This window comes from Spirochaetota bacterium (genome assembly GCA_017999915.1).
Taxonomy (GTDB): Bacteria; Spirochaetota; UBA4802; order UBA4802; family UBA5550; genus RBG-16-49-21.
The window spans coordinates 178,652-191,304 of record JAGNKX010000008.1; the positions used below are offsets into that span (position 1 = coordinate 178,652).

General features: G+C 55.1%; 12 protein-coding genes. 7 read left to right on the forward strand and 5 right to left on the reverse strand.

Annotated features, from left to right (window positions below):
* Positions 1-3 precede the first annotated feature (3 nt).
* A complete protein-coding gene (locus tag KA369_13300; protein ID MBP7736947.1) occupies positions 4-525 on the reverse strand; it encodes a hypothetical protein in 522 nt (173 codons plus the stop codon).
* A 194-nt stretch (positions 526-719) separates the two neighbouring features.
* On the opposite strand from KA369_13300, the gene KA369_13305 reads away from it, so the two are divergent.
* The 6 genes from KA369_13305 to KA369_13330 all read left to right on the forward strand — a co-directional run bounded on the left by KA369_13305 (position 720) and on the right by KA369_13330 (position 7,237).
* Positions 720-971: a SemiSWEET family sugar transporter gene (locus KA369_13305; protein MBP7736948.1), complete on the forward strand. Its 252-nt coding sequence runs from the start codon at positions 720-722 to the stop codon at positions 969-971.
* A gap of 88 nt (positions 972-1,059) precedes the next feature.
* Complete coding sequence (locus tag KA369_13310; protein MBP7736949.1) at positions 1,060-1,953, forward strand: hypothetical protein; 894 nt, start codon at positions 1,060-1,062, stop codon at positions 1,951-1,953.
* A gap of 236 nt (positions 1,954-2,189) precedes the next feature.
* Positions 2,190-3,761 carry a hypothetical protein gene (locus tag KA369_13315; protein ID MBP7736950.1) on the forward strand — a complete coding sequence of 524 codons (1,572 nt, stop codon included), beginning with the start codon at positions 2,190-2,192 and terminating at the stop codon, positions 3,759-3,761.
* A 202-nt stretch (positions 3,762-3,963) separates the two neighbouring features.
* Complete coding sequence (locus tag KA369_13320; protein ID MBP7736951.1) at positions 3,964-4,848, forward strand: hypothetical protein; 885 nt, start codon at positions 3,964-3,966, stop codon at positions 4,846-4,848.
* Positions 4,849-5,178: 330 nt separating this feature from the next.
* Positions 5,179-6,063: an alpha/beta hydrolase gene (locus tag KA369_13325; protein MBP7736952.1), complete on the forward strand. Its 885-nt coding sequence runs from the start codon at positions 5,179-5,181 to the stop codon at positions 6,061-6,063.
* 61 nt (positions 6,064-6,124) lie between these two features.
* Positions 6,125-7,237, forward strand: a complete 1,113-nt coding sequence (locus KA369_13330; GenBank protein MBP7736953.1) for a DUF362 domain-containing protein — start codon at positions 6,125-6,127, stop codon at positions 7,235-7,237.
* A gap of 13 nt (positions 7,238-7,250) precedes the next feature.
* Here KA369_13330 and KA369_13335 read toward each other — a convergent pair whose 3' ends face one another.
* The 3 genes from KA369_13335 to KA369_13345 all read right to left on the reverse strand — a co-directional run bounded on the left by KA369_13335 (position 7,251) and on the right by KA369_13345 (position 9,731).
* Positions 7,251-7,754, reverse strand: coding sequence for an N-acetyltransferase (locus KA369_13335; GenBank protein MBP7736954.1), 504 nt, complete (start codon positions 7,752-7,754; stop codon positions 7,251-7,253).
* A 27-nt stretch (positions 7,755-7,781) separates the two neighbouring features.
* Entirely contained in the window at positions 7,782-8,378 is a 597-nt protein-coding gene (locus tag KA369_13340; GenBank protein ID MBP7736955.1) for a TetR/AcrR family transcriptional regulator, read from the reverse strand.
* A 75-nt stretch (positions 8,379-8,453) separates the two neighbouring features.
* Positions 8,454-9,731: a sensor histidine kinase gene (locus KA369_13345; protein MBP7736956.1), complete on the reverse strand. Its 1,278-nt coding sequence runs from the start codon at positions 9,729-9,731 to the stop codon at positions 8,454-8,456.
* Between the two features lie 282 nt (positions 9,732-10,013).
* Here KA369_13345 and KA369_13350 point away from each other — a divergent pair, with 282 nt between their 5' ends.
* The gene (locus tag KA369_13350; protein MBP7736957.1) at positions 10,014-11,894 is read left to right on the forward strand and encodes a motility associated factor glycosyltransferase family protein; all 1,881 of its coding nucleotides are present in this window, start codon (positions 10,014-10,016) and stop codon (positions 11,892-11,894) included.
* A gap of 39 nt (positions 11,895-11,933) precedes the next feature.
* Here KA369_13350 and KA369_13355 read toward each other — a convergent pair whose 3' ends face one another.
* Positions 11,934-12,572, reverse strand: a complete 639-nt coding sequence (locus KA369_13355) for a hypothetical protein (protein ID MBP7736958.1) — start codon at positions 12,570-12,572, stop codon at positions 11,934-11,936.
* Positions 12,573-12,653 lie beyond the last annotated feature (81 nt).

Consider the following 12,653-nt stretch of genomic DNA (forward strand, 5'->3'; position numbering starts at 1 on the left):
CTTCTATAGAGACGGGAATATTCCGTTAAAGAAGACAAGGAGCCCCAGGCCCCATGCCAGCGATCCGACCAGCGCGATGAGGGCCGGCCACGGTTTGTTCACGAACCTTTCGGCGAAAAAGAAAAAGTGCGCCGGCAGCGTGACCAGGGGGCTCCTCCCCTCCATGGAGAACCAGAGGGCCCGCGCGGCACGCATGTCCGCCGCCCGATGTGACGCCATTATCTCAAGGAGCTTTTCAGCGTGGTATCCGTATAATCCGAATGTAATGAGGAAAAACCAGAGAGGCGTCAGGTTGACGAGCTGCGTTTCGCTCAGGCGGTCAAAGAAAAAAGCGTATATGGCGACGCATATCGCGACTCCCGAGCCGATCATTATGGGGTAGATGGCTCTTTTTCTGACGCCCCGGCTTGTAAATATATTGGATACGGGATTGATGTTATCCCGGTCGTAAAAGGTCCCGCAGTAGGGGCACTGGGCCCTGGACGGATCAACGGTGCCGCCGCAATTAATGCAGTTGGGTGTCATCGCTTTTTTCCCCGATGGATTCAGCCGCAACGCAGCATGAGCCAGTGAAACCGAAATTTGATTTTAATCAAGTGTTATTTTTTTCTTGCCATGATCGGCTTCTTCCGTCATGTAAGGATTGTTTTTTCATGAAGATCGATTCGGCCCGGCACGGCAGCGCGCTGCGTCCGGTGCCCGTCTCCCTGGTGATAATAATGGATATGACAACACTGCTGGGCTACGCCGCCGGCGCCCTTACAACGATCGCTTTCATTCCGCAGGTGATACGGACTTGGAAGACAAAATCGGCGAAGGACATCTCCCTCGGCATGTTCGTCACCTTCTGCCTGGGCGTTTCATTGTGGCTCATGTACGGGATCATCCTTCATTCGCTTCCCGTCATCATCGCCAATGCGGCGGTGCTGGCACTCTCGATGGTGATCCTGATCATGAAATTGAAATACTGAGGTCCCGTGGCGCGGCCTTTCCCGTCACCGGACATGGCTTGGCGTCAATGCGGCGATGTCCGATCAGGGCGCGTGTTCCCGGAGGAATATGATAATCGAATACAGTTCCATCTGCCTCAACAAGGATAATTACCGTGAGAAGATACGGGAGGCCCGCGCCGCGGCCGTGGCGGCCGGCTTCGAGTTCGGGATCCAGATCCACAATTCCATCGACGAGCCCTTTCTCCGCATCCTCGGGGAGCTCCGGGGAGAAATCGAATTTTCAGCGCACTCGCCCCTGCTGGCGAAATATTTTCTTAACCTCGCGTCGGGTGATATGGCCCATATCAAGCCGTCCCTGGACGATGCCGTGTCCGGGCTCGATGCCTTCGGTACCGACCTCTTCTTCTTTCACGGGTTCTTTCTCACCGATAAGCCGATCCTCCACGACATGAAGAATTACCGCAGGGCCATGGCGGCGTCGATCGGCCCCGAGTTTTCCCTGAACGGCTCCTTCATCATGGACCCAGCGTTTTTCGAGACGGAGCGGTATGCCGCGATGAAGGAAGTTTTTCGCAAAAACTTGGCCCTCGCGCGGGAATTGTATCCCCATCTGATCGTCGCCGTGGAGAACGATTTCGTGGGCATCGGCAGCGGGCTCCAGAGGCCCCGTGAGATCATCGAGCTCGCCCGCGACCTCTGGTTCGACACCGGGCATTTCTGGTGCGCCTCCCTGGTCCATGGGTTTGATTTTTACGAAGAGACGGCCCGTGTCCTCAATTCCGTCCGCGTCCACGGCGTCCACGTGAACAACAATCTCATGACCCGCCGTGATCCCCTCGAGGGCATGCGGGACAGCCATACCCACTTCTATATCGAATCGGAGCAGAGGCTGAAGCCGCTGGTGCGGTCCATAGCGGACAGGGGAATACCTCGGCTGACCCTGGAGATCGTCGACGGCGATATCCGGGACCTGGAGATCGTTCTCGACTGGCTTGGATAAGGCAAGCCGGATGGACTCTCAACCTGGCTGATGGGGAAAGTATTTTTTCCTTGATATTAACACCAATCGTTGTTCAATGGATACGTATGGTTATCTGTACATGCGTCACCAGGTTGTTGCCGGGTTTATCAAAACCCGGCATTGTACCTCCACGGGGGGCGGCCAACATGGTGTTCTAGCGGTTGTCGCATGACCGGTGCCGAAACTATTTTCCACTATGGGTTTGGATAATCGCCATGAAACTGAAAGAGATCGCCCTAAAGCGCATCGAAGTAAAATTCAAAGACCAGGATCTGCTGATCAAAAAGAAGGCCGAGCTCATTTTCTTCTGGAGCGTGATTCTCCTCGGGTTAATGGTCCTGCTTTCCATCGGGTCTATGTTCATCAGCTTGCAGCGATTCGTCGAGTACCTGCCCTTTACCGGCACCATCAGCTTTGGCGCGCTACTGTGCATTATTTTTGTCCTGAACGGCAACTTGCACCGGGGGGCCATGGCCTCCATCATCTCCTATGGATTGGTGGTGGGCCTCGGCCTTGCCGGTAAATATATGCTGGCGCCCCATGCGACCTTTGCCCTTGCGTATTTCTCCATGCCGATCATCGTGATCGGGGCGCTTTTTTCGACCAGGATCATCGTAACGGTGTTAACCCTGTATTTCATAGCATGTCAGACAGCGGCCTTTGTAGCCCTGAGGAATTCCTTCGAGGGAGCGCTCATGGACACAATTAAAAATTCCTACCTGGACTGCGTGGCCGGGACCATCGTCACCTACATCATATCCATGATGATCATACAGACCATGACCAGCGTCATCAGGCTCATGAGGGAGGAGAATCAGAAAAACAGCAAGCAGATCGGCTTCATATCCAATCTCCTCCAGACGATCAAGGCGACGTCAAACAACCTCCAGGAGTCGGTCATGGTGACGAACGGCGCTATCCAGACCCTTTCGAGCAATTCCCAGAACCAGGCAGCGTCCATGGAAGAGCTTTCCGCCACCATAGAGGAGATCTCCGCCGGGTCCATAAACGCGGCGGACGCCACGCAGGGGCAGAACGAGTCGATCCTGAAGCTGATCGACATCATTCACCGGCTCTCGGAATCGATCGTGAAGATGAACGAGTACGGCGAGAAGATATCCTCGCTCTTCGCTGAATTTTCCTCCCACGTGAAGGAGGGGGAGCGCTCCTCGGCGTCCCTGGACGAGACGAACAAGACCCTGCTGGAAAACTCGGAGGACATACTCTCCATCGCGTCGATCATGAACGACTTTTTCGACCGGATCAATCTCCTGGCCCTCAACGCCTCGATCGAGGCGGCCCGCGCCGGCGACCACGGCAGGGGCTTCGCGGTGGTCGCGGACGAGATCTCGAAGCTGGCCGACAGCTCGGCCCACGAACTGAAGCAGATCACGGACCTCATCACGAAGAACAAGCAGGACGCCGAATCGGGTAATAGGATCATCGGGGACATCGTGACGTTCCTCAGGCTCCTGGCCGACAAGTCCGGAGCGCTGCAGCAGCATTCACGGGGCATTATTGATGAAATAAACAACCAGAAGTCCCTCCGGGACACCATGGACGACAGCGCCTCCGACGTGAACAGGAAATCGGACCTCATCAAGAACATCATGAAGGAGCAGCAGGTGGCGATAAACGAGGTGGCGCGCTCCATCGAGACCACCAACGAGCTTGTCCAGAACAGCACCCAGAACACGGAAAAGCTCAGGGAAAACTCCGACGGCCTTGTGAACCTTGCGGAGTCTCTCGGCAGGGAATTCGGCGAAGAATCAGCCGCAGGCAGCTGACGCGGGCATGTCCCGGACATCTCCGGCTATGAACACCGGGGGCGAATGTATGATTGTAAGGCATTCCACGGAGCGAAAAACGATTCAAAAAATAATTGCCATAGAGCTGTATCTGTGGATTATTAACAGGCAGCCCCATAGCCTGTCGGAATGGAAAACATAATTTCAGAATGCGCGCGATTACCAAGGTGGAGGTATTGTCATGGAGCGAATAAAAGGTTTCATAAAATCGGCCGCGGCGCCGCTGCTGTTCGCAGCGTTGATCATCGCACCGATGGGGACGATACTACTCTTCGCCGAATATGCCCCCTGGGAAAAACCGAATTCAATAACAGCATCAAGCGAGGTGAAGGATCAGTTCAGGCGTTACCACCCTTACCACCTGGCGGACGGGACCTGGGCATCCTGGTGCGAGGGAGCCGCCGGCGACGGCATCGGCTCGAAATTCACCTATACCTACGGCTCCGCCCAAACTGTTAAGGACGTGTATATCAAGAACGGCTTCGGCCTCAGGCAATACTTCCCGCTGAACAGCCGGGTGAAGAAAATCAGGATGACCGCGGACAAGAAGAAGGCGGTCCTCTTTGACCTCGCGGACAAGCCGGACGTGCAGAGGTTCAGGCTGAAGGAGCCTGTCGCCGGCGAGGTCTTTGTCTTTGAGATCCTGGAGGTCTACAGGGGATCGAAATTCAGCGATACCTGCATTGCCGAACTCGGCTTCAAGCCCTTCACCATAGCGGATGCGGAGGAGATGCCGAAGTTCAAAACATTTTCCTTCGGTCTTGCGTCTTCCGGCAACATGGGCCAGGCATACAACAGGATAACCCTTAAATCCGATGGTACTGTGAAAGAGGTGAACAGATTCGGCGCCCAGTGCGATATGCCCTTCCTCGGCGGGACCTGGTCGAAAAAACCGGACGGCAGTGTCATCATAGACTATGATTATAAAGAACCGATCAACTGCGGAGACATGATGAACGGCCTGCAGTTCAAAGATGCGAAAGAATCGATCAGGCTGAAACGCTTCGCCATAGACGGAATCATAGAAGCGGGGGGAGATCGCGGCGTCGACATCTCCTGGGATTGATGCAAAGAAGAAGCTCTCTGTACGTAAAGCGAATCAGCAGCTTTTCAAGGTTTCAGCGGTTTGGAACCGGTTTTATTGTTATCGGGGCAACATAATGTCCATTATGGTTAACGGTTGTTAAAATAACACCCGTGTTCTTAACAAATAATTCATTTTTTTTCATATAAGTGGATTGACGGCGCGGAATGCTTTTACAGAATTTCTTTGTTTTATACGCGCCTGTGACAAATAGCCTTTTTCGCCGTCACCCGGGGCCATGATCGCAGGGAAGATCCCTTTTCCATTTTTTGGCCTGATATAACTAATACACCGTACCGACGAGGTTTCATTATGCCAGAACCGGCACGTCCTCTCAAAACCACTCTGCCTCCGCAATTCATGGAGGGAGAGGAGCAGCGATTCATTGACCTGAAGGGTATCCGCCTTTCCTACAAGGTGAGCGGCGACGGGCCGCCCCTGGTATTCCACCACGGCTGGATCGGCAACGAGGACACCTTCGCCATGTGCCACCAGGCGTTCGCCCGCTATTTCACGGTGTACCGTCCCGCCTGGCCCGGATACGGCGACAGTTCGCCGCTTAATAAGTTTTCCATAGAAGACCTGGTGGAGCTTTCGCGCGAGTTCATCACGCTCCTCGGTTTGCGCCGACCCGTCATGGTGGGCAATTGCCTCGGCGGCAACGTGGTCATGGAATTTGCCCGGGTCTATCCCCGGCTCCTCTCGCGGCTGGTCCTGGTGGAGATTTACGAATTTTTCCCGGAGGTGTACCGGCTCCTCCTGGTGCCGGGTATCAGCTGGATTCTGTACCATCTTCTCTTCAAGACCCGCACCGGTTTCAACCTGCTCAACAACTACATGCCGCTGCAGATGACCAACGGCAACAACGGATGGGAATACACCTGGGAGGGGTTCACGCGGACCCATACCAAGAGCGCTCTCCGGTTTCTGAAGGCCATTTACGTCTACTCGAAAAACTTCGGCAAGTACAAGGAAAAATACCGCTCCGATGTCCCGGCCATATACGTTTCCGGCGGGAAGACCTTCGGCCCCGCCGCCACTTTCGGCGCCATCGTCGACGACCTTTTCAGCAATCTGTCGGTGGTTTCGATACCGGAAAGCCAGCACAACCCGGTGGTGGAGCGGCCCGAGCTCTTTCAGGAACGCGTTCTTGAGGCGCTCGGGTTCGACGCCCCTACGGTCCTGATGGGGAAGTAGCGGCCCGGTCAAGGGCCGGGGCCGATGCCGTCATGACTGCTCAATTAATGGAGAAAAATCTATGGCACAATCGAAGGTTGCGATAATCCGGACAAAACCGGAAACCGTTCTGGACGATCATGAGCGGTTGTTCAAGCTCGCGGACGGGGCGAAGCATCTCGATCCCTCTATCCCGACCATCCTGAAGGACAATATCAGCTGGCACTATCCCTTTCCTTCCGCAAATACCACCCCGTGGCAGCTCGAGGGCACCATCGCCGCGCTTCAGAAGAACGGCTTCAGGAAGATCGTGTGCGTCCAGAACAAGACCGAGGTCACCAACGCCTACAAGGGGGAGCGGCTGAACCTGTATCCCCCGATTTTCAAGGCCTATAACATCGAGGTTCTCTTCAATTTCAAGGATACCGACATGAAGTGGGTCCTGTACAAGCCCAAGGCGAAGATGCTTGTCCTGAACAAGATCTACAGGAATGCCATACGAATACCGGATTATTTCATCGGCAAGAACATGCTCCACCTGCCGACGGCGAAGTGCCATATCTATACAGAAACGACCGGCGCCATGAAGAACGCCTTCGGCGGGCTATTGAACCACAAGCGGCACCAGACGCACACCTACATCCATGAGACCCTCGTCGATCTCCTCGCCATCCAGAAGGAGATCCACCCGGGCATTTTCTGCGTCATGGACGGCACCACCGCCGGCAACGGCGGGGGGCCCCGCATCATGACGCCGTTTCAAAAGGATGTGATACTGGCGAGCGCCGACCAGGTCGCCATCGACGCGGTGGCGGCCAAGATCATGGGATTCGATCCGATGAAGCTGAAGTACATCAACCTCGCCCATAACGCGGGGCTCGGAGTGGGCGATCCCCGTGACATAAAGATCGTCGGGGATGCCGATCTGATCAACGAGAACTGGGGCTTCAGGGTGCAGAAGATCTTTCACCGGCGCGTCGCCGATGTCACCTGGTTCGGGCCAACGAGATTCCTGCAGGGGATCCTGACGCGGCCCCCCATATTGTACCTCGGAAATTTTTATTCCTTCTTCTACCACGATGTCCTTCACTGGCCCTTCCGTGAAAAGAAGATCTACGAGCGGTGGCTCAAAGAGTCTCCCTGGGGGCGCCTCTTCACGAAATATGGCGCACAGGGGACCCTGGGCGTGCGCTAACATGGCGCCAGGGTCAGCCTGCCAGGATCTTCTGCATCCAGATCACGTCGAATGTTTTTCCTTTTTTCATGCCTATGCCTGCGAACCTTCCGCATTCCCTGAAGCCATTCGCCCCATGGAACCTGAGGCTGCCGGGATTTTCCGATGAGATTTCGGCGAGGATCGAGGTGATTCCCTTCTCCCTCGCTTCCGCTTCAAGGATGGATAAGAGATTCCTGCCGAGGCCTTTACCCGTGCAATCCCTGTCGATGAAGCATGTTATGGCCGCTGTCTTCCTGAAGGCCGGCATCGGGTTATAGGCCTTCAGGAAGCCGAAGCCGATGCACCTCCCGCCGTCATCCTCGTCGACAAGGACGCGGGCCGGCAGGTCCTTTGACATGTTTTTCATCATTCCGAAGGCCTCAACGGGCAGGGGTTGCTCCGGGAATGCGGCGAAGCTGTTTTCAATGTAGTAATTGAATATCCCCATGACCTGCGGGGCGTATTCGTCGCTGAAGGGTCTGGCGGCGCTTTTCATGGTTTGCTCCTTTCATAATGATAGATATCATGACCTTGCTATACGCAGGAAAGTGTCCCAGTTTTTCTTGATTGATTCCGCCGCGGATTTTTTATTCCCGGCAAGATTATGCATCATGACCGGCGCCATGAAGAGCCCTGTATAGATACCGGTCAGCTCGTCTGCGCCAAGATCGTCCCGTATACACCCTGCCTCCTGGCCTCTGGCGATGGTCCTGCGTATCTCTCCATGGAAGAGTTTCATGTTTTCCATGATGGCTTTTCTTTTTTCCGGGAAGTGCGACGCAATCTCCGTTGTAATGAACACGTTCCCCGCTCCCAGCGTGCTATAAAGGAAATCCACGTGGGTCTCGAACATGATGCGGAGCGTGTCCAGGGGATCGGATCCCGCAACTCTTGCGTTGGCGATGGCGGCGGCCATGGTTTTGCGCACTTGGGCCAGCGTAGCGTCTATCATGTCGCCTTTTCCCGGGAAGTGCCTGTAAATGGCTGACGGAACGATCCCGACCGCCTCCGCGATGTTTTTTACCGTAAGACCAACCATGCCCTGAGACGCCATTATTTTCATAATGGCGTCAACAATCTGCTCTTTTCGGGTCTCCGTATCAGTATATGTTTCCGCCATAACTCCTCAATGTGAACACAAATTCACATTGAGGATAACCATGATCCGTGTCAAACTCTTTATATCATAAAACCATTATTTTTTTTCACCGGGGATGGTGATCGTATACCGCGTTCCCCGGTCGCGTGTGACAGAATATGAGCCGCCGATCTGTTTGATGAGGGATTCGACAAGGATGAGCCCGAAGCCTCCTGTCGTGCTTTGACTATTCTTCTTCCCGGACCCGTTGTCTGAAACCATGATCGTGAGTGAACTGTCCGCCTGCTTATGAAGGGAGAGAAGAATGGCCCGGTCATCGACGCCGTCAAAGGCGTACTTGAAGGCATTGGTGACCAGCTCGTTGATGATAATGCCGAGGGGAAACAGCTGACGCGTGTTGAGAATGATATCGTCAATATCAACATCGATGGTGACGGTCCCGTCGGCGTCATAGGCGGCGCGCAGTTCGGAAACCATCGATATAATATAGTCCTTAATGCTGAGTGAATCATACTCGCTCTGCCGGTAGAGCCGGTCGTAAAGATCCATCATCGCATAGGTCCTGTTCTTTGCGGCCGTGAGGGCCTCCTTCGTCGATTCGCTGTCCGACATGTCCGCCTGGATGGAAAGGAGCGAAGTGATTGAGGCCATGTTGTTTTTTATCCTGTGATGCACCTCCGTGAGGAGGAGCTCTTTTTCGCCGAGAAGGCCGCGGATCTCCAGGAGGAGGCGGCCGTTTATCATCAATATGAGGGCGAAGGTGAGCATGACCCCGAGGATCATGAAGACGAAGATGGACAGCACATCAAAGAGAGCGGCTTTAAAGTAATCATTACCCTGGGGAACAAGTATAAGGAAAAAGATCCTGAACAAAGCAACGAGGCAGTAGAGCAAAAAGACTATGCCGGTGCCGCGTCCAATCAGCCTCAGCTCCCTGCGGGGTATGCTGAGCATGAGGATGGAGCTGAGCAGAGAAAAGACCAGAATGCCCGCCGAGGTGTTCATGCTGCGGAATGTAATGGAGGGCATGAAAAAAGTAAAATATGCCTGCACTGCCATAAAAGCCGGTATGTACAGATAGAGCCACGCTTCGCGACCTTTCCTTCCAGCGAAACGGCGCAGGCCGATATAAAATAAGATGATGCCCATGATGACCATCGTGTTGCTGATGACCATCGAAATAAAATCGGGGATATACCCCCGCAGGACGATAAGCAGCTGGGCCACCGCCTGAAGGATATAGTCGGCAAGCCAGAAGGAGATGCCGTCATAGCGTTTCCTGTTCTGGATCCAGAGAGAAACCAGGATGCCTGAAATGAGTATATTGTATATGAGAAAGGCGAAGACCACCGTCTTCATGTCAAGGAAACTCATCTCACTATCCACCGATCCTTTGATGCTCGTATGATTCCTTCAGACGGCCAAGAAATGAACATGTTTTTCCATGAGCCGCGAGCGGCATGACATCGATGCCGCAGGGAACCGCCTCCATTTGCATATGGGAGCGTATGGCTATAATAATACTATAGCCGGAACCAATCGTCAATGATTTTCAGGGATGGAATTACGCCCCCCTCCCCATGAACAATCCGTGTTTGACCCGCACGGACAATATTTTCCTTGAACTTTCACGGCGGTTCATACGATAGATATTCCATGGGACACTATGAAGGCAACATGGCCGTATTGAAGCGGCGTTTTCCCGATATTCAGGGCCCTGTCGCCGCCGCCGCCGATGACGGCTCCATCGAGGCGGTGGAAACGAAGCTGGGAGGCTTTGTCCCGGCCCTCTCGAAGGAGGGGAAGCGACTCTTCATCCACAGCAAGTTCGATCCCGTGAAGGAGGCCGAGCGGTTCATCGGCGAGATCGACACCGCCGCCTTTGACCTGTTCATCGTCTTCGGCTTCGGCTTCGGCTACCACGTGGAGGAGCTCCTCCGCGGCATGGGGGGCGATTCCCTGGTCCTGGTCATAGAGAAGAGCCCCCTGATGATAAGGAGGGCCATGGAATGCAGGGACCTGGGGCCGCTCCTGGGCGATGAGCGCGTCCTCATCCTCATCGACCCGAACGAGGACGTCATCGCAGGCGCGCTGAAGGGGAAATCCTCCCGCCGCACGAGCCTCATCCTCCACCGCGGCTCGTTCCAGGCGGAGCAGGATTATTACGGCAACCTGCAGCATGTCGTGCGCTCCTATCTTTCCACGAAGGACGTGAACATAGCCACCCTGGCGAAATTCGAAAAGGTGTGGGCCTCCAACATCGCCCGGAACATCGGCGCCTATATCAGGGCGCCCGGAGCGAATATTTTCTTTGATAAATTCAGGGATGTGCCTGCCATAGTCGTCGCGGCCGGGCCGTCGCTCCGCCGGAGCCTCGAGTTCATCAGGCGCAACCGCGACCGGGCCGTTATCGTGGCTGTGGACACGTCGTACCGCATTTTAATGAAGGAAGGGATCGAGCCCCATTTCTGCATCGTCGTCGATCCCCAGGCGATAAACGCCCGCTATTTCGAGGGATCGGCTCCCGGCAGGACGGTCCTGATCGCGGACCCGACGGTGCATCCCTCGGTGTTCCGCCTCTTCAAGGGTCGCGTCGCCATGACCGGCGTCGCCTTTGAGCTCATGAAGTGGATCGAGCGACTCTCCGGGGAGAAGGGTGAGATCACCCATGGAGGGTCCGTGTCGACCAATGCCTATGACTTCGCCCGGCGCCTCGGCGCGAAGCCGGTGTACCTCGCGGGGCAGGACCTGGCCTTCACCGGTGGATACGCCCACGCCCGCGGGTCGTACCTGGACGAGCAGGTGCACCTCCGCACCGGCAGGCTCTACACGCCGGAAATGTTCAACCGGTTTCAGCTTACGGCCCTGCCGAAGATTCTCGTGAAGGGGATCGGGGGCGGAACGGTGCACACGAACCAGAAGATGATGATATTCCTCACCTGGTTCCAGAAGCGGGAGGACCGTGGCCTCGTCAACGCGACCTGCGACGGGGCCCTGATTCCCGGCGTGAACCATGTCGCGGCCGCCGACATAGACCTTGCGGAACCGCCCGGCGCCATCGAAGTCCGCATAGACGAGTTGTTCAATTTGTCTGTACCGGGACAGGGCGGGGGGAGCGGAAAGCTCCTTGCCAGGATCGGAGCCGTGCAGGAAGAGATCGAGGCCCTGCTGCCGCTCCTTGACAGGGCGGTGGGATACTCCGAGCAGCTCCTGGGCCTCATGAAGGACAAAAACAGCGGCGGCGGCAATGCCGGGGACCAGGGCAAGGTCGATTACCTCCTGAAAAAGCTCGCAGAGACGGACCGTGTTCTGGATACGAAAAAAGGGGCCAAGGACATGATCAGCTTCACGATCCAGCGCGTGGTCCATACCATCACCGAGGGCTATGACATAGACGAAGACGATGATTCCCTCTCGGGGGACGAGCTGGTGGCGAAGCGCTCCCTCTACCTGTACCGGGGCCTCCTAGACGGCGCCCGCCTCAACGGGAGGATCCTGTCCAAGATGAAGTCCATTCTCGGGCGTTCAGCCCCTTGATGGAACGGAGCGGGCCATTTTCGAGCTGGCGGCGGTGAGCTATACCCCGGTCTTATAGAAAAAATCCCATGCCCTGAAGATCAGTTTTATCGAGGCGATAGGCTCCGGCTTTGAGTCCAGCAACACATTGGATGGCGATCTGTAGAGGTTGAATCCGAACCCGGCCCTGAACCCCATTTCAATGGCAAAGGTTATTTCATTGCCGGTATGAATATTCAGTCCCACCACAGGGCCGATCTTGTTGTATATGACAGGATCGTAAATCGTATTATTCTTGCTCTTGAACTCGTAGGAGAGGGCGAATTGCGGACCAGCCCAGAGCCTCAGGCGGCTCGTTCTGAAAAAGCCGAAACCGAAGGTGTTCGATATGGTGAGCCTGTTGGTGTCATAGGACAGGCTGCCGAAGATATAATCTTTCTGTACGGTCGAGTTTTCGCAGTCCATGCTGAGCCGATAGTTAAAAAGACGGTCCTTCGCGACGACCGTGTCAAAGATAACCTTGGTGCCCACCATGCGGTCGACCAGGCGGTTGAAGAGAGATCCGTAGGTCGCCCCCGGGACGGGCATGTCGAGACGATTGTCCTGGCGGTTAAGGGCAATGCCGATGGCATGGGCTGACTGGAGAGAGGCCATGGCCAGGATGATGGCTGCGACTGTTAAGGTAATTAACTTCTTCATTTAATGATAGCTGTATATATTTATTTCGATTTGCAGAATCAGGGTCCTCTATACTGAGAAGACCACGCATCGTCAACTATT

Coding starts and splice junctions, on each gene's coding strand:
- KA369_13300 (MBP7736947.1), bottom strand. CDS start 525: ATGACACCCAACTGCATTAATTGCGGCGGCACCGTTGATCCGTCCAGG.
- KA369_13305 (MBP7736948.1), top strand. CDS start 720: ATGGATATGACAACACTGCTGGGCTACGCCGCCGGCGCCCTTACAACG.
- KA369_13310 (MBP7736949.1), top strand. CDS start 1,060: ATGATAATCGAATACAGTTCCATCTGCCTCAACAAGGATAATTACCGT.
- KA369_13315 (MBP7736950.1), top strand. CDS start 2,190: ATGAAACTGAAAGAGATCGCCCTAAAGCGCATCGAAGTAAAATTCAAA.
- KA369_13320 (MBP7736951.1), top strand. CDS start 3,964: ATGGAGCGAATAAAAGGTTTCATAAAATCGGCCGCGGCGCCGCTGCTG.
- KA369_13325 (MBP7736952.1), top strand. CDS start 5,179: ATGCCAGAACCGGCACGTCCTCTCAAAACCACTCTGCCTCCGCAATTC.
- KA369_13330 (MBP7736953.1), top strand. CDS start 6,125: ATGGCACAATCGAAGGTTGCGATAATCCGGACAAAACCGGAAACCGTT.
- KA369_13335 (MBP7736954.1), bottom strand. CDS start 7,754: ATGAAAAGCGCCGCCAGACCCTTCAGCGACGAATACGCCCCGCAGGTC.
- KA369_13340 (MBP7736955.1), bottom strand. CDS start 8,378: ATGGCGGAAACATATACTGATACGGAGACCCGAAAAGAGCAGATTGTT.
- KA369_13345 (MBP7736956.1), bottom strand. CDS start 9,731: ATGAGTTTCCTTGACATGAAGACGGTGGTCTTCGCCTTTCTCATATAC.
- KA369_13350 (MBP7736957.1), top strand. CDS start 10,014: ATGGGACACTATGAAGGCAACATGGCCGTATTGAAGCGGCGTTTTCCC.
- KA369_13355 (MBP7736958.1), bottom strand. CDS start 12,572: ATGAAGAAGTTAATTACCTTAACAGTCGCAGCCATCATCCTGGCCATG.